The organism is Photobacterium marinum (assembly GCF_000331515.1).
GTDB lineage: Bacteria > Pseudomonadota > Gammaproteobacteria > Enterobacterales > Vibrionaceae > Photobacterium > Photobacterium marinum.
This window is the reverse complement of record NZ_AMZO01000036.1, coordinates 103040-122098: the sequence shown is the minus strand read 5'-3', so window position 1 is coordinate 122098 and position 19059 is coordinate 103040. Positions and strand designations below refer to the sequence as shown.

The 19059-nt window shown below is 45.9% G+C and carries 17 protein-coding genes and 1 tRNA gene; 13 read left to right on the top strand and 5 right to left on the bottom strand.

The window, feature by feature from the left end:
- Positions 1 to 78: 78 nt before the first annotated feature.
- From truA to purF, 6 genes are all read left to right on the top strand, one after another.
- The gene (truA, locus tag C942_RS21200; protein WP_007470135.1) at positions 79 to 864 is read left to right on the top strand and encodes a tRNA pseudouridine(38-40) synthase TruA; all 786 of its coding nucleotides are present in this window, start codon (positions 79 to 81) and stop codon (positions 862 to 864) included.
- 212 nt (positions 865 to 1076) lie between these two features.
- The gene (accD, locus tag C942_RS21195) at positions 1077 to 1991 is read left to right on the top strand and encodes an acetyl-CoA carboxylase, carboxyltransferase subunit beta (RefSeq protein ID WP_007470133.1); all 915 of its coding nucleotides are present in this window, start codon (positions 1077 to 1079) and stop codon (positions 1989 to 1991) included.
- A gap of 149 nt (positions 1992 to 2140) precedes the next feature.
- A complete protein-coding gene (gene folC / locus C942_RS21190; protein WP_007470132.1) occupies positions 2141 to 3412 on the top strand; it encodes a bifunctional tetrahydrofolate synthase/dihydrofolate synthase in 1272 nt (423 codons plus the stop codon).
- A 2-nt stretch (positions 3413 to 3414) separates the two neighbouring features.
- Positions 3415 to 3987: an SPOR domain-containing protein gene (locus C942_RS21185; RefSeq protein WP_007470130.1), complete on the top strand. Its 573-nt coding sequence runs from the start codon at positions 3415 to 3417 to the stop codon at positions 3985 to 3987.
- Positions 3988 to 4051: 64 nt separating this feature from the next.
- On the top strand, positions 4052 to 4543 hold the full coding sequence (cvpA, locus tag C942_RS21180; RefSeq protein WP_036801375.1) for a colicin V production protein: 492 nt from the start codon (positions 4052 to 4054) through the stop codon (positions 4541 to 4543).
- 136 nt (positions 4544 to 4679) lie between these two features.
- Positions 4680 to 6194 carry an amidophosphoribosyltransferase gene (purF, locus tag C942_RS21175; protein ID WP_007470126.1) on the top strand — a complete coding sequence of 505 codons (1515 nt, stop codon included), beginning with the start codon at positions 4680 to 4682 and terminating at the stop codon, positions 6192 to 6194.
- A 103-nt stretch (positions 6195 to 6297) separates the two neighbouring features.
- Here purF and C942_RS21170 read toward each other — a convergent pair whose 3' ends face one another.
- Positions 6298 to 6897: a Yip1 family protein gene (locus C942_RS21170; protein WP_007470124.1), complete on the bottom strand. Its 600-nt coding sequence runs from the start codon at positions 6895 to 6897 to the stop codon at positions 6298 to 6300.
- Positions 6898 to 7188: 291 nt separating this feature from the next.
- On the bottom strand, positions 7189 to 8064 hold the full coding sequence (locus C942_RS21165; RefSeq protein ID WP_007470120.1) for a LysR family transcriptional regulator: 876 nt from the start codon (positions 8062 to 8064) through the stop codon (positions 7189 to 7191).
- A 346-nt stretch (positions 8065 to 8410) separates the two neighbouring features.
- Here C942_RS21165 and C942_RS21160 point away from each other — a divergent pair, with 346 nt between their 5' ends.
- Entirely contained in the window at positions 8411 to 9460 is a 1050-nt protein-coding gene (locus C942_RS21160) for a response regulator (protein ID WP_007470118.1), read from the top strand.
- A gap of 136 nt (positions 9461 to 9596) precedes the next feature.
- On the opposite strand, the gene C942_RS21155 is transcribed toward C942_RS21160, so the two are convergent.
- The gene (locus C942_RS21155; protein ID WP_007470116.1) at positions 9597 to 10988 is read right to left on the bottom strand and encodes a peptide MFS transporter; all 1392 of its coding nucleotides are present in this window, start codon (positions 10986 to 10988) and stop codon (positions 9597 to 9599) included.
- A gap of 412 nt (positions 10989 to 11400) precedes the next feature.
- Here C942_RS21155 and rfaH point away from each other — a divergent pair, with 412 nt between their 5' ends.
- A complete protein-coding gene (gene rfaH / locus C942_RS21150) occupies positions 11401 to 11898 on the top strand; it encodes a transcription/translation regulatory transformer protein RfaH (RefSeq protein WP_007470113.1) in 498 nt (165 codons plus the stop codon).
- 79 nt (positions 11899 to 11977) lie between these two features.
- A complete protein-coding gene (gene galU / locus C942_RS21145) occupies positions 11978 to 12895 on the top strand; it encodes a UTP--glucose-1-phosphate uridylyltransferase GalU (RefSeq protein WP_007470110.1) in 918 nt (305 codons plus the stop codon).
- 114 nt (positions 12896 to 13009) lie between these two features.
- Here galU and folD read toward each other — a convergent pair whose 3' ends face one another.
- Positions 13010 to 13867, bottom strand: coding sequence for a bifunctional methylenetetrahydrofolate dehydrogenase/methenyltetrahydrofolate cyclohydrolase FolD (folD, locus tag C942_RS21140; protein ID WP_007470108.1), 858 nt, complete (start codon positions 13865 to 13867; stop codon positions 13010 to 13012).
- Between the two features lie 347 nt (positions 13868 to 14214).
- Here folD and C942_RS21135 point away from each other — a divergent pair.
- A tRNA-Arg gene (locus C942_RS21135) sits at positions 14215 to 14291 on the top strand.
- A 105-nt stretch (positions 14292 to 14396) separates the two neighbouring features.
- On the opposite strand, the gene C942_RS21130 is transcribed toward C942_RS21135, so the two are convergent.
- Positions 14397 to 15146, bottom strand: a complete 750-nt coding sequence (locus C942_RS21130; RefSeq protein ID WP_198287506.1) for an SDR family NAD(P)-dependent oxidoreductase — start codon at positions 15144 to 15146, stop codon at positions 14397 to 14399.
- Between the two features lie 464 nt (positions 15147 to 15610).
- Between C942_RS21130 and tig the strand changes: the two genes are divergently transcribed.
- The 3 genes from tig to clpX all read left to right on the top strand — a co-directional run bounded on the left by tig (position 15611) and on the right by clpX (position 19046).
- Positions 15611 to 16918 carry a trigger factor gene (gene tig / locus C942_RS21125; RefSeq protein WP_007470105.1) on the top strand — a complete coding sequence of 436 codons (1308 nt, stop codon included), beginning with the start codon at positions 15611 to 15613 and terminating at the stop codon, positions 16916 to 16918.
- 107 nt (positions 16919 to 17025) lie between these two features.
- Complete coding sequence (gene clpP, locus C942_RS21120; RefSeq protein ID WP_007470103.1) at positions 17026 to 17649, top strand: ATP-dependent Clp endopeptidase proteolytic subunit ClpP; 624 nt, start codon at positions 17026 to 17028, stop codon at positions 17647 to 17649.
- 116 nt (positions 17650 to 17765) lie between these two features.
- Positions 17766 to 19046: an ATP-dependent protease ATP-binding subunit ClpX gene (gene clpX, locus C942_RS21115; RefSeq protein ID WP_007470101.1), complete on the top strand. Its 1281-nt coding sequence runs from the start codon at positions 17766 to 17768 to the stop codon at positions 19044 to 19046.
- Positions 19047 to 19059 lie beyond the last annotated feature (13 nt).

Below are 19059 nucleotides of genomic sequence, written 5' to 3'. Positions count from 1 at the left end.
CATTCCTTTTTTCCCTATAATCCCCCATCCCTTAGAGAAAACAGGCCATCTGCGCCGACAGTAAGAACGAAGTAAATTATGCGAATAGCTTTAGGTGTCGAGTACGACGGTGCCAAGTATTATGGCTGGCAGCGTCAGCGTGAAGTTGACAGTGTGCAGGAGCGACTTGAAAAAGCATTAACTAAGATTGCGAACAAGCCTGTAGAAGTGCAATGTGCAGGCCGAACTGATTCCGGTGTTCACGGTACCGGCCAGGTTGTTCATTTTGACGTTGATGTAAATCGTAAAATGGCGGCCTGGACAATGGGCGTGAATGCTCAACTGCCAAAAGACATTGCTGTTCGCTGGGCGAAAGAAGTCAGTGAGGATTTCCATGCCCGCTTTTCAGCAACTGCTCGCCGCTATCGCTATATCATCTATAATCATGCACTAAGACCTGCAATTCTGAGTACAGGTGTAAGCCATTACCATGGTGAACTTGATACCGAAAAGATGCATGAGGCCGGTCAGTACCTGTTGGGTGAGAATGACTTCACATCATTCCGTGCTGTGCATTGTCAATCACTTAGCCCTTGGCGTAACCTAATGCACTTGAATGTGTCTCGCCAGGGTAACTTCGTCATTATTGATATTAAGGCGAACGCTTTCGTTCACCATATGGTTAGGAATATCACTGGTAGCCTGATTAAGGTTGGTCGCGGTGAAGAAAAACCAGAATGGATTCAATGGTTGTTGGAGCAAAAAGACAGAACCCTTGCAGGGGCAACGGCGAAAGCTGAAGGTCTGTATCTGGTTGACGTGGATTATCCGGAAGAGTTTGAATTGCCAAAGGCATCTATTGGCCCGCTGTTTCTGCCGGATTAATAGGTGATGTTGGGACTACTTATCGGTTCCACATCACGCATAATCGGAATTATTTGAACTAAGATCCCGAATTCGGGCCTTGTTAACTAACTAGTACAACCAGTTTTTTATCTACAGATCGACAACTTTGTGCTTTAATTCCACGTCGGTAATTTAACGAATTTGTAATTCTCTGCTATGTAGCAGGGAAATAAGAAGATTAAAGGTCATTCATGAGCTGGCTTGAAAAGATCCTTACGAAAAGCAACATTGTTTCTTCTCGAAAAGCGTCTATCCCTGAGGGGGTATGGACCAAATGTACGTCATGTGAACAAGTGCTTTATCATGCAGAGCTAGAACGTAATCTGGAAGTCTGCCCTAAGTGTGATCATCACATGCGCATGAAGGCGCGTCGTCGCCTGGAAACTTTCCTGGATGCAGAAGGCCAGGTAGAGATCGCAGGTGAGATGGAGCCACAGGATAAACTGAAGTTCCGCGATTCGAAAAAATATAAAGATCGTCTGTCGTCGGCGCAAAAAGCGAGCGGCGAGAAAGATGCTCTGGTAGTAATGAAAGGTACCCTGTTGGAGCAGCCTTTGGTTGCCTGCGCCTTTGAGTTTTCTTTCATGGGCGGTTCAATGGGTTCTGTTGTCGGTGCTAAATTTGTTCGCGCTGTTGACGAAGCGATTGCTAACAACTGTGCTTTGGTATGTTTCTCTGCCAGTGGTGGTGCCCGCATGCAGGAAGCTCTGATGTCTTTGATGCAGATGGCAAAAACCAGTGCTGCTCTTGAGCGTCTGTCTGCCAAAGGCCTGCCATTTATCTCGGTTCTGACAGATCCGACGATGGGTGGTGTATCTGCAAGTTTGGCAATGCTGGGTGATATCAATATTGGTGAGCCGAAGGCCCTGATTGGTTTTGCCGGTCAGCGTGTAATTGAGCAGACTGTACGTGAGAAGCTACCGGAAGGCTTCCAGCGCAGTGAGTTTCTGCTTGAGCACGGTGCGATTGATATGATCGTAGATCGCCGTGAAATGCGTCAGCGTATTGGTGGTCTGGTGGCTAAGATGACGCATGCGACATCACCAATGGTCGTGCCAGTGCAAAAGCCTGCTGATGAGCCTAAAATAGATAGCGAACAGGAATAATCGCTACTGATGAAACTGAAGCGGGTTTGAGTGGCTATCTCAGCTATAGAACAATCTGTTGATTGAATTTATTGTTGTGATTACATGAATTCAGACTCGTTTCAGTGTTAAATTAGTACCTATTATTGGTACTAATTAGAATGAAGACAATGTCCGGACTGACAGCCCCACAAGCCACGGCACCTCTTTCCTCCTGGCTGACTTATTTAGAAAACCTCCACACCAGTGCTATCGACCTTGGCCTAGATCGTGCGTTTGCTGTTGCAAAGCGCGCCCAGTTAACTAAACCTGCACCTCGCGTGATTACTGTTGCTGGTACCAATGGCAAGGGTTCAACCTGCGCGATCCTTGAAGCCATCTTGCTTGAAGCCGGTTACAAGGTTGGTGTTTACAGCTCTCCTCATCTAGTGCGCTACAACGAGCGGGTACGTATTAATGGCCAAGAACTGGCCGATAGCGAACATACTCATGCTTTTGCCGCTATCGAACAAAATCGGTCAGATAGCAGCTTGAGCTTGTTTGAATTTGGTACCCTGGCTGCGCTGCAACTATTTAAGCAACATCAGGTCGATGTGGCTATTTTAGAAGTCGGTTTGGGCGGACGCCTGGATGCAACCAATATTGTTGACCATGATGTGGCGGTGATCACCAGCCTGGCGGTTGATCATGTTGATTGGCTGGGTGATGACATTGAAGTTATCGGTTATGAAAAGGCGGGCATCTTCAGGGCAGAAAAACCAGCCGTGTGTGGTCAGCCGAATCCTCCAGCCAGTGTGCCGGCCCACGCTGATGATATTGGTGCGCAGCTCTATCAGGTTGGTTATCAGTTCGATTACCAGCAGAATGGTAATAGCTGGAGTTGGCATTGCGGTGCATTTGATTTGCAGGATCTGCCGATGCCGTCTCTACCGCTGCCAAATGCGGCAACAGCATTGATGGCGCTGGGCGTTGCCGAGCTGGATATCAGTGATGAGCACATTGCCGCAGGTCTTGCCACAGCATCCCTGCCGGGACGTATGGAGAGAATTTCGGAATCTCCGCTGACTATCCTGGATGTTGCCCATAACCCGCACTCGGCGCAGTATTTTGCTGAGCAATTGACGAAGATCCGACAGCGCGAAAACAGACAGCGTATCCACGCTGTGGTTGCCATGCTCCATGATAAAGATATCGCAGCAACAATGGCTGAGATGAAAGACATTGTAGACGTTTGGTATCCGGCTTCATTAGAAGGTCCCCGTGCTGCGAAAGCGGAAGAGATTATTTCGCATTTAGAAGGAGAGCAGGCTGCTTTTGATTCTCCGGAACAAGCTTATGATGCGGCACTAGCTCAGGCTGAAAGCGATGATATGGTAATCGTGTTTGGCTCGTTTTACACTGTCGGTCAAGTTTCCAGCCATATTTCATCAACACAGGAGTAAACGTGGCAAGTAAATTCCAAAGCCGACTGGTCGGAACCATTATTCTGGTCGCTATCGGCGTTATCTTCCTGCCTGATTTATTCGATGGGAAGAAGCAGCATTACCAGGAGCAGTTCGCCAGTATTCCCCTTCAGCCTCAAATTGGCATTGAAGATGAGTTTGCAACTATCCCTGAACCTCAGTTCGCCGAAATTGATTTGCCTCCTGAGCCTGTTACCGTGGTTATAGAGGAACCTCAGGAGCTGGAAGGTGTTTCCGAGCCTTTAAACGTCAAACCGTTGAAAGTGGCACCGTACCCGGTTGAAAAACCGAAAGTCGGTAATCATGACAGTGGCTGGGTGGTTCAGTTAGGTGTTTTCCGCAATATCGATAACGCAAACCAGCTGGTTGCAAAATTACGAGATGCCGGTTATCAGGCGCATGTTTTTCCCAAGCAGCCAAAACCAGGAGACTTGGCTCGGGTTGTTGTCGGTCCGGATGTCTCTAAATCGAAGCTGTCGGCACAGCTCAAAGATTTGGAAAAATTAACCGGATTGAAGGGCCGATTGCTCAGATTTAACCCACTAAACCCTTAGGTAAACGTTTGCGTTCTCATTTTTTCTGTTAGAATACGCACCAACAAGACGAAAACAACAAATGATGATTTGGATTGATTACGTAATTTTAGGCGTAATAGGCTTCTCTGCACTGGTCAGTTTGATCCGTGGTTTTGTTAAAGAAGCATTGTCACTGGTTATATGGTTTGCTGCTTTTTTCATCGCCAGTAATTTTTATACTGAGCTGGCAGCATATTTTACGAACATTCATGATGAGATGTTGCGTAATGGTAGCGCAATAGCTGCCTTGTTCATTGCGACACTGATTGTCGGTGCGGTAGTGAACTATGTGATTGGACAGTTGGTCCAGAAGACCGGGTTATCAGGAACGGACCGGGTTCTGGGTGTTGTCTTTGGTGGAGTGAGGGGGGTACTAATTGTATCTGCCATACTGTTCTTCATCGACGCCTTTACGGGATTTGCCAAGGCAGATTGGTGGCAGCAGTCACAGTTGATTCCGCAGTTCGGCGTGGTGATTGAATGGTTTTTCACTTATCTCAAAGACACGTCAAGCTTCTTGCCCGGCGCATTATAGTGCCGGTGTACAAGCTGCTTTTTGGGATACCTTTCCGCGGGATTCGGTTAAATCAGGTTAACCGGAACCCGCGGAATAATGAGTAATTGTTGAAGCAGCTTTAACTGCTACTTAATGCGTGACGAGGATTTAGGACATGTGTGGTATTGTCGGAATCGTGGGATCTACCCCGGTAAACCAGTCTATCTATGATGCACTGACCGTGCTGCAGCATCGCGGACAGGATGCCGCTGGTATTGTTACCTTGGAAAGCAATCGTTTTCGTCTTCGTAAGGCTAACGGTTTGGTGCGGGATGTGTTTGAGGCCCGGCACATGCAGCGGCTACAGGGAAGTGTGGGAATTGGTCACGTCAGATACCCGACCGCAGGGAGTTCAAGCGCCTCAGAGGCTCAGCCGTTTTATGTTAACTCTCCTTTCGGCATCTCTCTGGCGCATAACGGTAATTTGACCAATGCCGCAGATATTGAGGAGAGTTTGTTTAAAGAGGCCCGGCGTCATGTTAACACCTCATCTGACTCAGAAATCCTCCTTAACATATTGGCTAACCAGTTAGAAAAAGCCGCTTCTTACCCCCTCTCTCCGAATGATATTTTTTCTGCTGTCCGAGCCGTTCATAAAATAGTTTCTGGTGCTTATGCCGTTGTGGCTATGGTAATTGGTCATGGCTTGATTGCATTTCGTGATCCTAATGGTATTCGCCCCTTGTGTCTGGGACGTCGTGAAGTAGACGGAAAAGTGGAATATATGGTGGCATCTGAGTCTGTTGCTCTTGATGCTGTCGGTTTTGATTTTGTTCGCGATGTTGCGCCCGGTGAAGCGGTATATATAGATTTCAATAGTGAGTTATATACTGAGCAATGTGCAGAAAACCCGGCGCTTCACCCGTGTATCTTTGAGTTTGTGTACTTTGCCCGCCCGGATTCCTTTATCGATAAAGTATCAGTCTACAGTGCTCGTGTTTGTATGGGACAGAAGTTGGGGGAGAAAATTAAGCGAGAATGGTATGACCATGACATTGATGTTGTCATTCCTATCCCGGAAACCTCCTGTGACAGCGCGCTAGAAATTGCCCGTACACTGGATAAGCCATACCGTCAGGGGTTCGTGAAAAACCGCTATGTTGGTCGTACCTTTATTATGCCTGGTCAGCATATGCGCCGTAAGTCAGTACGCCGTAAACTTAATGCCATTCGCTCTGAATTTAAGGATAAGAATGTCCTGTTGGTGGATGACTCCATTGTGCGTGGTACGACATCTGAGCAGATCATTGAAATGGCCCGTGAAGCCGGAGCCCGTAAAGTGTATCTGGCATCAGCAGCGCCGGAAGTACGTTTTCCTAACGTTTATGGTATTGATATGCCAAGTGCTAATGAGCTGATTGCCCATGGTCGTGAAGTTGATGAAATTTGTAAAATGATTGGTGCTGATGGCCTTATTTTCCAGGACCTTGATGACTTGGTGGCTGCGGTGGCTGACGGTAATCCAGATATTAAAGAGTTTGAAACCTCTGTCTTTAGCGGGACTTATGTTACCGGTGATGTTAACCAGCAATATCTTGATTACCTTGAAAGTCTGCGAAGTGAAGATTCTAAAGCTCGTGAAATTCAGCAGGATTTGGCAAATCTCGAGTTACATAACGAAGGGGTTTAGATTTATGAGGCGAGAGGTCGGGTTGACTCAAACTCGCCTCTCTAACCTCTATTTATTTCGCTTCTTATCTCTCGCCTCTAATACTACTTCGTTCCCTTAAGCATTAGTGACTAAACTGCGGTCCAAGACCCAGGTTCCAGAGAATAACTGAACCGGCAATGATGGATACCAGTAAAACCAAGCCACAGGTCACGATGGAACTAGCATAAATAAAGCCACGCTCTTCGGGGATATGCATAAGAATCGGCACACCTGTGTAGAGTAGATAAACGGAATAGGCAACACCAATTAACCCGGCAATCATAAGGAACCATACTTGAGGGTAAATAGCTGCAATGCTGACCATGAATAAAGGGGTTGCTGTATAAGCGGCTAATTCTAGCGCCTGAGTAAAGGTTGGCGTTGAACCAAAAGTATGGCTCATCCAGTGGGCCAGGTAGGCAAGAGCAAAGACGCCTGCAATCAGTGCAAAGTACATGGCAACTGACATTCCTAGGGCGCTACTCTGAGTCAGGAATATCGGTTCTCCAGCTCCTATCCGCCAGCCAATAAACACACTGGAGATAAAGGCAAAAGTTGGAGGGAGCAGTGCAATCAACATGATGTGAGATAGACTGCTTTGAATACCTTCGTGTTCCTTGTCAATGGTACGCCACTCTTGTTTAGGGTGGGTGTACAGCCCAAATAAATGTCCCAGAATCATAGCATTACCTCGTTATCAGGTGCGTTAGTTTTCACGAACAGATTATGTGCCTGAAAACAGACGACGACACGATCGGTGTTCGCATGCGATAAATTACAGGTATTTACTTAGCTTAGATGGCTGCTCTTTAATGTCTGGATTTTGTGTTGATTTTCAGGCTAGAGTAGACACACAAGCACAGATAATTCCCTTATTCAATACATTAACATTTAGTCGGGGTTACCTGGCTTGGCAAGAAATTGGCAAGACCAGCCGGTAGGGCCGACTGGTCTAAAAACGGGAGGGAGAGTGTTATAACTTGAAGTATTCGCTGGCAAACTCAATGAATAAGCGTAGCTTTTCTGGCTGATAGTCTCGGTGATTATATAGCAGGTAAACTTCTCGTAGGTTTGCTGACCAGTTTTCCAGAATTCGAACCAGTTCGCCCGATTCGATGTATTTCTCCAACATAACGTCCGGCATCAGAGTAATACCTAATCCGCTAACACAGGCTTTACGAACAACATTTAGCTGGTTTGCTTCAAAGCGGCCTCGTTCATTTACAGTAATGGTTTCACCGTTACTGTCGGTCAGACGCCAACGTAGTAGTGGCTTTCCTTTTAGCAATGAATGCTGGTGGAGATCCTGAGCATGTTTCGGTTCTGCGTTATTTTTTAGATATTCCGGGCTGGCGACCAGAATATCTTTAACAGCGCTGATTTTTCGTGCTATCAGGGTTGAGTCACGCTGCGGCCCGACACGGAAAATGACATCCCAGTCTGTAGGGTCAAGCTGTTCTGGTTCGCTGCTCATGTGCAGTTCAATGTTTATGGCCGGGTGTTCCGACATAAAAGCGTTCAGCATTGGTTGCAGCATCACTTTCGTCAGGTTGGATGGTGCGGCAATTTTTAGTTTACCCGCGGCTCCTTTGCATTCTTCGCTAATGTGCTCGGTCGTATCAACCAGCTGCTGGAGCATAGGGCTGCATTCATCATAGAATTTTTGTCCGGCTTCCGTAAGTGACAGCTTGCGGGCGTGACGGTTTAACAGTCGAATACTCAGGCATTCTTCCAGAGCCTGGATACGTCGGGTTAGGGTTGCGACAGGAACCTGAGTTTTGCGCGAGGCGGCGGTATAGCTGCCGTTGTCGACAACCATACGAAACAAATTTAAATCGTCAAGCTTCATAGATACACAATAACTGAAAACTTATAATTGGGAATTGTATAACAAAATGTGTTAAAAGATGTCACTATCCTAACAGGTTTTGCTGTAAATCAATATTTCCTTGCATTAAATTTTAATAAGCACACTATTTTGTCCTGAAAAGACAATTCTTTGAACCTGGTTGCATTATCAGACTATCTATATCCTGGAAAGTGACTCTTGCAATGACGGAACACAATTTCCGACCTATGCTTTTGAGAGGTTGATTAGCTGTTGGGCTTTCATGCGCACTTATTCAGATAAACCAGTCAATTCCCCTAATGAAAAGCAGGGTATAGCAACCCATCATTCCTGGAGGACTCAACCTTTGCTTGAGGATAAAGACGTTCTCATCGTTGAAGATGATCCGGTTTTTCGCACTATGATCTCTGGTTTCTTAACAAGCCAAGGATGTCAGGTGCGTGAAGCAGAGGATGGTTTGGCTGGTTTGCAGGCGCTCAGAGATGGGATTCCTGATGTGTTACTGTGCGATTTAGAAATGCCAATTTTGACTGGGATGGAATTTGTTGAAGAGATCGCGGTGCAGTACCCAATGGTGCCGGTCATTGTTATTTCAGGAACCGGTAATATGGGCGATGTTGCTGCTGCTTTACGTCATGGCGTGAAAGACTTTTTGATCAAGCCTCTTGATAACATCATGGTTCTGAAATCAGCCATTCTACAGGTACTCAAGTCGCAGGACACGGTGAATGAGAATCGTGATTTCTCAAGCCAGTGGTTTGGCGTCAGTGAAGATGAAAGTGGGATCGACGAAGAGCTTGAATGGCACATCGAGGAGCTCAAAGCCAATCCTCGGGCAGCTCAAGAACTCTTGATGGGATTGATGCCAGAGACGGAATCAAGTCAGGGTGATTGGCAATTGAATTATTGTGTGTTGCAGGCTGCTGATGTGCCTCCTGTATTGCTTGATTACACCTGGCTAATGGATGGGCGGTTAGCATTTTATCTGATCGACTCGTCTTCTGATCCTGATAATGGCACTGCAACTACCTTACTGGTTCGCGCCTTTTTCAATGATTATCTGCGAACTCGTATGGCAGATGAGAACAATATTTCCAGCCTGGTTCAGCTGATAGAAAAAGGGATGAAGCATTCAGGTTATGCATCACCCATCAAAGCCTTGTTTGGTATTTTTGATGCGTGTGATAAAAGTCTATCTGTGGTTTCATCCGGATTGGGAGCTATGCTGCAAACCAGTGATGGTAACCACAATATTCCGGTGCAATCTTGGCTGGGCGAAAATGCTAAGCATAACGATGTTGCGCGGCTGCAGCTTTCTGAATCGGGAGGCCGTTTGTCATTGAGCGAGATGAGGGCGGGGAGTTTTAGTCTGACATTGAAGCGTTGCGGGTTTTAGCTTGTGAGCTTCACTAGATAAGTAGCGTAGGCGTTATCTTGTAGAATCCAACAAAAACGGGAGCCAGAGGCTCCCGTTTTTCGTTGATACTTGTTTCTAATTTAGAAACTTGCCTCTTTAAATTTGCGCTTGATGCTTATGCTTCAACTGGCTGAGCTTCTGCTGTTTCTTCTTCAGCAACGTGGCCTTCGGCACCGTGCATCCAACGAATTAGCTGGTTTGAGCAAAGAACAAGCAGTACACCTGCGATGGTAGCTGCAACTGCAATACCGCTGAAGATAGCCATTGGGCCCGCTTCACCAACCTGTGCACCGATGATACCGGCAACGTAGTTAGCAACAGCATTGAAGCCGAACCAAACACCCATCATCAGAGATGCCAGGCGAAGAGGAGCAAGCTTGGTAACCATAGACAGGCCGATAGGAGACAGACATAGCTCACCAAGTGTGTGGAAGAAGTATGCGCCTACCAGCCACATCATAGATGTTTTAACAGTAACGTCGCCGCCCTGCTGTAGAACTGCACCAATCATGCAAAGGAAGCCAGCTGCCAGGAAGAACAGACCGAAGGCAAACTTAATTGGAGAGCTTGGCTCTTTAGGACCTAGTTTCACCCAGATGGAAGCGATAACCGGTGCCAGTGTGATAACGAAGAACGGGTTCAGAGACTGGAACCATGCAGCTGGTACTTCAAAGCTACCAATCATACGATCAGTGTATTCCTGAGAGAAGATATTCATCAGGCCACCGGCCTGTTCGAAACCAGCCCAGAAGATTACAACGAATGTACCCATGATCATGATCACTTTCATGCGATCACGTTCTTCTTTAGTAAGAGGTTCTTTCTTACCTGACTTATTCATCTCAGCAGCACGCTTAGCTGCAGGAACTTTACCGATATCTCCCAGCAGGCGCTCAGCGAAGAATAGTTGGACTACCAGGCTAAGAAGCATACCGATACCAGCAGTTAGGAAGCCTGCTTTCCAGCCGTATGTTGCAGATGCTGTACCGGCAATAATACCAGCAAGTAGGGAACCCAGGTTGATACCCATGTAGAAAATAGTGAATGCGCCGTCACGACGGTTATCACCTTCTTCGTACAGGTCGCCAACCATGGTAGAAATGTTTGGCTTAAACATACCGTTACCAACAATAAGCAGGCCTAGACCCAGGTAGAATGCAGTAACTGCGTGTGGATCAACCATACTGTTAGGCAGAGCCAGAGTGAATTGACCCAGGGCCATCAGAATACCACCGATGATGATCGAACGACGCTGGCCTAGGAAGTTATCGGCAATCCAACCACCAATAAGAGGAGTGATGTAAACGAGACCGGTGTAGATGCCGTAAAGGTTTAGCGCGTCTTGGGTTGACCAGCCAAGGCCGCCGTTAATTGTTTTATCTGTAAGGTAAAGCACCAGAATGGCGCGCATAGCGTAATAAGAGAATCGTTCCCACAGTTCAGTACCAAACAGTAAGAACAAACCTTTAGGGTGGCCCAGAAGAGTGCCACTATTGAGATTGCTCATAATTATACTCTGTATTCGAATGTATGTGTGTTTGCTAATTTTGTTCTTTTTATAAAGGACAAATTTTTAAACTGCAAATATTCACATTTGCAGAACAAAATGAAAACAACACAAGTTGTTGATTAATAAGGGGTTGTGCTTTTGTTGTGCAAGAGTGGAATCTCATTTTTTATTATGGGTGTCAGTTAAAAACTCTAAAAATCAATTCAATTTTGGGCTATCATCTTTTTTATTGGTTATATTTTGGCTTCAATAACCAAGATTATTGTTTTTTAATGAATGTTACAAAATGTGATTGGCGGAGAGGTGGAATGGTAGTTAATTTTCATCTCTTCGGGAAAAGTTGTTCTTTGTTTTCCAGTACTTATAATTGGAGCCAGTATTTTTGGGCGATAGTTAAACAGAGATTCTTATGAAAGATTGGTATCTTCTTTATTGCAAGCGAAGTGAGCAAGAGCGAGCAGTGATCAATCTTGATCGCCAGGGGGTGGAATGTTACTACCCGCAAGTGACAGTACAAAAAATTGTTCGTGGGAAAAGGGTGGAGAGTTATGAGCCTTTGTTTCCAAATTATATGTTTGTGTACTTCGATCCTGAGGATATCAGCTACACAACAATACGCTCGACCCGAGGGGTTGCAGATTTTATTCGTCAGGGAGCGAAGCCACAGATGGTTCAGCCGGATTTGATTTATGGCCTGATGATGAATGAAGACTGTGAAGAGTATCAGTCAAAGCTGTCAAATCTGCCTTTGCCGGGTGAAAGCCTTAAATTGGAGCAGGGACAGTTCAAGGGTCTGGATGCGATTTACCAGGAACCGGATGGTGAAAAACGCTCATTCATGTTGATTAACCTGCTTGGTAAGCCAGTTAAGGTTAGTGTACAAAATGAAGATATCGTCAAGAAATAAGCAAGTTATGGGGTTACAGGTCGCGACGTTTTGACCTGTTTGATATAGTCCGTCTGAATTGAGATTAATGGAATATAAAATGACTACAACTTCCCCTTTGTCATCTGTTCGTAAAGCTGTCATCCCTGTTGCTGGTCTGGGTACTCGTATGTTGCCTGCAACGAAGGCCATTCCAAAGGAAATGCTGCCAATTGTTGATAAGCCTTTAATTCAGCATGTAGTTAATGAATGTGTCGCTGCGGGTATTAAAGAAATTGTTCTGGTTACACATTCGTCGAAAAATTCAATTGAAAACCATTTCGACACATCATTTGAACTGGAAGCAACTTTGGAAAAGCGTGTTAAACGTCAGTTGCTGGATGAAGTTCAGCATATTTGTCCGAAAGACGTGACTATTATGCATGTCCGTCAGGGGCAGGCAAAAGGTCTTGGCCATGCAGTGCTTTGTGCGCACCCGCTGGTGGGTGATGCGCCTTTTGCTGTGGTTCTGCCTGATGTCATCCTTGATGACGCTGCTAGTGATCTTCGTAAGGATAATATGGCTGCGATGGTTAAGGCATTTGATGAAACAGGGATCAGCCAAGTAATGGTGGAGCCTGTTCCTATGTCAGAAGTTTCCAGCTACGGCGTGGCGGATATTAATGGCGCTGAGTTGAAACCTGGTGAAACGGCACCAATGACTAAGGTTGTTGAAAAGCCTGTTGTTGAAGAAGCTCCTTCAAATCTGGCGATTGTTGGTCGATATGTTTTACCAGCTGAAATCTGGAATTTGCTTGAGAAAACACCTGTTGGTGCCGGTGATGAAATCCAGTTGACGGATGCCATCGATATGCTGATGGAAAAGCAGCAGGTTAATGCGTTCCACATGTCAGGTAAGAGTCATGACTGCGGTAGTAAGCTAGGTTATATGCAGGCGTTTGTTGAGTATGGTATGCGCCATGAAACGCTGGGTGATGATTTTAGGGCTTATCTAAAAGATGTAGTGACATCGCTATAACTTTTATAGGAACTTGCCCTAGAGGTGAGTTTTGAGATCAGCGAATAGAATAGCGAGGGGGGTAGCCTCTCGCTTTTGTAATTGTTCAATGATGAAATTCAAACTCTTCGTTTCTTACTTCGAATGATATTGCTCGCAAGCATGAAGCGTGTTCTCAATCAGTGTTGCCACAGTCATTGGGCCGACGCCGCCAGGTACCGGTGTTATATGGCGAGCATTTCCTCTGGCTGAGTCGTATTCAACGTCACCAACAAGTTTGCCACTGTCTAAGCGGTTGATCCCTACATCGATGACCGTTGCGCCTTCTTTTATCCACTCACCAGGAATAAAGTTGGGTTTACCTACAGCTACAACCAAAATATCAGCCTGACGAACATGGGATTCGAGATCTTGGGTAAAGCGGTGACAGGTTGAGGTAGTCGCTCCAGCTAACAGCAACTCTAATGTCATCGGGCGGCCGACAATATTGGATGCGCCGACAATCACAGCATGTTGACCACGGACTGAAATGTTATAGCGTTCCAGCAGCGTCATTACGCCTTTCGGTGTGCAGGCTCGAAGTTTAGGAATTCGCTGGCATAAACGGCCCACATTATAGGGGTGGAAGCCATCAACATCTTTTTCCGGATCGATTTGCTCAATCACTTTTGTTGTATCAATACCGGCAGGCAGGGGGAGTTGAACCAGAATGCCATCGATAGTGTTATCGTTATTAAGCTCATCTATTAGGGCAAGCAGTTCTGTCTCGTCAGTGGTTGCCGGTAGGTCGAAAGATTTAGATATAAAGCCGACTTCGTCACAAGCCTTGCGCTTACTGCCTACATATATTTGAGATGCCGGATCCTGGCCAACCAGAATGACGGCAAGGCCCGGTGCTCTTAATCCCGCTTCAACGCGTGCTTTTACACGGGCAGCAACTTCTTGTCGGACTGTCTGAGATATAAGTTTTCCATCAATAATTTGAGCGGCCATGTTTTTCCTTTGGACTTGTTGTGATGAGCGACGACATTGTCGCAAAGAATGTGATTAAGATCTATAGCGCAAACGTTTGCTTTGTGGTTCTGTATATATTTTATATAAGGATGTTAAGGAGGTGTTGTGATCGGCAGCTAATGTTGTGATGTTAGCTTGAAGTATTGTAATTATGAGTGTCGGCGTTCAGGTTGCGATTTAGGGCATTACCTACTGAATTTAATGCAAATTGTTGCTACTTTGAGCATTTGAGCCGTACTTGTTGAAAAATGAGGGGAAAAGCGTTGACGTCACTTTCTGACCACGTATAATCCCGTCCCGTAACTTAACGTTACGCACTTAATGATGCGCCCTTAGCTCAGTTGGATAGAGCACGTGCCTTCTAAGCATGTGGTCGCAGGTTCGAATCCTGCAGGGCGTGCCATTTCCTCCTTCTACTTCTTTCTCATCTCCTTTCCTTTAAATGCCTCTTAGGCTATAGATAATAGTCCTAGATATTTGTTTTTTACAGACATAATCGAAGTTACCCCTACCAGTCCTTTGGTGTGCCATCCCAGAACAAAAAACAGCCGCTTTGTGAAGGCTCTGCATTTTTGACTATGTTGATTATCCGTTTTGCTGTCTCTGCCGGAGAATAAAGTTTGTCTTTATCTATGTTTGCCTGAAATGGTTGAGATAGCGGGGTGTCAGTAGTCCCCGGGTGCACCGCCAGTACTGTTGCGTTGGGATAGAGCCTTTTCCATTCAATGCTCAGTGTTTTGATGAACATATGTAGTGCTGCTTTGCTCATACGATAGCTATACCATCCACCGGATGTATTTTCTGATATTGAACCGACCAGGGCGGAAAGTGCAGTAAAGCAGAATTTATCCTGATTTCGATAAAGTCGTGACAGATATTGTGTGATTAATAAACAGGTAAAACAGTTAACAGTCATATTTTGTTGGAAGAAATCAAACCTGACTTCTTGCAGCCGTTTTTCAGGCATCAGTTCTGCAATCGCAGTTTTGTCATGAAGAAGACCTATTGTATTGATAACAATATCCGGAAGGCCATGGGCCTGAAACAGAGTATCTAGTTGGTGAGTCAGACTGGCTTGCCAGTCCGAAACTTCAGCTTGGATAATCGTAATTTGTGCCGGGTTTGCTTGTTTTAGTTGTTGCAGCTTATCAGATTGCTTCCTGGTTATTGCGGTAACAGAGTCCCCGGCTTGAATACACTTTTCGACTAGAGCTAGCCCTATTCCACCGGAAGCACCAAAAATTAAAAAATTCATCATTTCCTCCGTATGCATGGATGTAACAGGCCGGGTTTGAGTTGGGAGCTCTCGTAGAAGTTCTCGTCTAAAATATAGTCGCTGAGTTGAAAATGAATTGAACAGAAAAGAATCACCATGGGTTCAAATCACGTTGATAATTTCAGTTCATTGTCAAAAAAACACAAAAAGGACGGAAAATTTTGCCGTTTACCCTTGTAAATGGATTTTTTGCCCCTATTTTGTGTGAAAGGTTTGATTGCGGTGCGGTTTATCTGTCTCGACGACAGCGTGCAGGGCCGCTATAATACCGCGTTTTTAATTTTTGGTTCAGTGGCTTTATTGGCCAGTAGAAACAGAAATTATCAGAATTAAGGCGTTATGGTATCGGCATAGACCGGCCATAACACGAAAGGATGCCACCGTCAGCAAGGGCTGATCGGCAACACCACTCAGATAGCACTGAGTAAGTTTTGAGGTTAAATAAAATGCAAGTTACCGTTGAAACCACTGAAGGTCTAGAACGCCATCTAACTATCACAGTTCCAGCTGCAAACATCGAAGATGCAGTTACAGCTGAACTGAAGAAAATTGCTAAGAATCGTCGTTTCGATGGTTTCCGTCCAGGTAAAGCTCCGCTGAAAATGGTTGCTCGTATGTTTGGCGCATCTGTACGTCAGGATATCCTGGGTGAAGTGATGCAGCGTCACTACATCGAAGCGATCGTTAAAGAAAAAATTAACCCAGCTGGCGCACCTACTTTCACTCCAGTCGAAATGGCTGAAGGTAAAGACCTGGTATTCAAGGCTACTTTCGAAGTATTCCCTGAAATCGAACTTGCAGGTCTGGACAAGATCGCAGTTGAAAAACCAGTAGCAGAAGTTAAAGACGAAGACGTTGAAACTATGCTGGAAACTCTGCGCAAGCAGCAGGCTACTTGGAAAGAAGTTGAAGAAGCAGCAGTTGCAGACAGCCGCGTAACTATCGATTTCACTGGTTCTGTAGACGGTGAAGAATTCGAAGGCGGTAAAGCTGAAGGCTTCGCACTGGCAATGGGCCAGGGCCGCATGATCCCAGGTTTCGAAGACGGTATCGTTGGTAAGAAAGCTGGCGAAGAGTTCACTGTCGAAGTGACTTTCCCAGAAGAATACCACGCTGAAAACCTGAAAGGTAAAGCAGCATCTTTTGCTATCAAACTACATAAAGTTGAAGCACAGGAACTACCTGAGCTGACTGAAGAGTTTGTTGCTAAGTTCGGCATCGAAGATGGTTCTGTTGACGCTCTTAAAGCTGAAGTTCGCAAGAACATGGAGCGTGAACTGAAGCAAGCTGTTAAAGGTCGCATCAAAGACCAGGTTCTTAACGGTCTGATCGAACAGAACGACATCACTGTTCCTGCTGCACTTATCGACCAGGAAATCAACGTTCTTCGCCAGCAGGCGACTCAGCGTTTCGGCGGTGATGCTCAGAACGCTCCAGAGCTGCCACGTGAACTGTTCGAAGAACAAGCTAAGCGTCGCGTAGTTGTTGGTCTGCTTCTGGGTGAAGTGATCAAGTCTGAAGAGCTGAAAGCAGATGACGAGCGCGTTAAAGCAATCATCACTGAAATGGCTTCTGCATACGAAGATCCAACAGAAGTAGTTGCTTACTACGAAAAGAACGAGCAGATGATGAACAACATGCGCAATGTTGCTCTTGAAGAGCAGGCTATCGATGCGCTTCTTGCTAAAGCACAGGTTTCTGAGAAAGAAGTTGGCTTTAACGAGCTGATGAACCAACAGCAGCCAGTAGCTTAATTTGCTGAAATTACTGTAGGGATTTGACTTTGCTTCAAATCTTCTGCTAACAATGGTCCGTGTGAGAGTAATTTCATTCGGGCCATTTATTTTAGGGAAATAACGTTATGAACTACCAAGATAAAAACGCCATGTCACCGATCATGGATGCACTGGTTCCTATGGTGGTCGAGCAGACTTCTCGTGGTGAACGTTCCTACGACATCTATTCCCGACTACTAAAAGAGCGTGTGATTTTCTTGACTGGCCAGGTTGAAGATCATATGGCCAACCTAGTAGTTGCACAGCTTTTATTCCTGGAGTCTGAAAATCCGGATAAAGACATCTTCCTATACATCAATTCACCGGGTGGTTCGGTAACAGCTGGTATGTCAATCTACGACACCATGCAGTTCATTAAGCCAAACGTGAGCACTGTATGTATGGGTCAGGCATGTTCAATGGGTGCATTCCTGCTGGCAGGTGGCGCGCAGGGCAAACGTTACTGTCTGCCTAACTCACGCGTGATGATTCACCAGCCGCTGGGTGGTTTCCAGGGACAGGCTTCTGATATTCAGATCCATGCGCAAGAAATTTTAACTATCAAGCAGAAGCTAAATAATTTGCTTGCTGAGCATACCGGTCAGCCTCTTGAAGTGGTTGAGCGTGATACTGATCGTGATAACTTCATGTCAGCAGAGCAGGCAGTAGAATACGGCTTGGTAGATGCTGTTTTGAGACACCGTGACTAACATTGTTTTTTGACTCCGCGACACAGCTTTGCGGTGCCGCGGAGCAAAAAGACAAGAGTTGTTATACACTCAAAACAAGGCAATGATGGGGTGAGACCCGATAAAGAGGTTAGCGAATGACAGATAAGCGAAAAGAGAGTGGTAGTGGAAAACTGCTGTACTGCTCTTTCTGCGGCAAAAGTCAACATGAAGTTCGCAAGCTGATTGCAGGCCCTTCTGTATATATTTGTGATGAGTGTGTCGATCTGTGTAACGACATCATTCGTGAAGAAATAAAAGAAGTGATGCCTAAGCGTGACGGCAGTGAGCTTCCGACGCCACAGGAAATTCGTTCAAACCTGGATGATTACGTTATTGGTCAGGGCCATGCTAAAAAGGTGCTGGCGGTAGCGGTATATAACCATTATAAACGTCTTCGTAATGGCGACACCAACAGTGAAGGTGTTGAGCTTGGCAAGAGTAACATTCTGCTGATCGGTCCGACCGGTAGCGGTAAAACTTTGCTGGCTGAAACACTGGCTCGCATGCTGGATGTGCCATTTACAATGGCTGATGCAACAACGCTTACTGAAGCGGGTTACGTTGGTGAAGATGTGGAAAATATCATCCAGAAGCTGCTGCAGAAGTGTGATTACGATGTAGCAAAAGCGGAACGTGGTATTGTTTACATTGATGAAATCGACAAGATTTCACGTAAATCAGACAACCCGTCAATCACTCGTGATGTATCGGGTGAGGGTGTTCAGCAGGCGCTGCTGAAACTGATTGAAGGTACAGTGGCATCAGTGCCGCCTCAAGGCGGTCGCAAGCACCCACAGCAGGAGTTCCTACAGGTTGATACCTCTAAGATCCTGTTTATTTGTGGTGGTGCATTTGCTGGCTTGGATAAAGTTGTTGACCAGCGAGTTTCTACTGGTACCGGTATTGGTTTTGGCGCTGACGTTCGCTCCAAAGATCAGTCTCGTACTCTGAGCGACTTGTTCGAACAGGTAGAGCCGGAAGATCTGGTTAAATATGGCCTGATCCCAGAATTCATCGGTCGTTTGCCTGTGACAGCGATTCTGAATGAGCTGGATGAAGACGCACTGGTGCAGATCCTTCGTGAACCGAAGAACGCACTGACCAAGCAGTATGCTGCGTTGCTTGAGCTTGAAAATGTTGAGCTTGAGTTCCGCGATGATGCTCTGGTTGCGATTGCCCGTAAGGCAATGGAGCGTAAAACTGGTGCTCGAGGCCTGCGCTCAATCGTTGAAGCAGTATTGCTGAATACGATGTATGAGCTGCCTTCTACCGAAGGTGTGAGCAAGGTCGTTATTGATGAATCGGTAATTAAGGGTGAATCTGACCCATTACTGATCTACGAAAATACCGAAAATCAGGCAGCTGGTGCTGAATGATTGTTTAATAAGT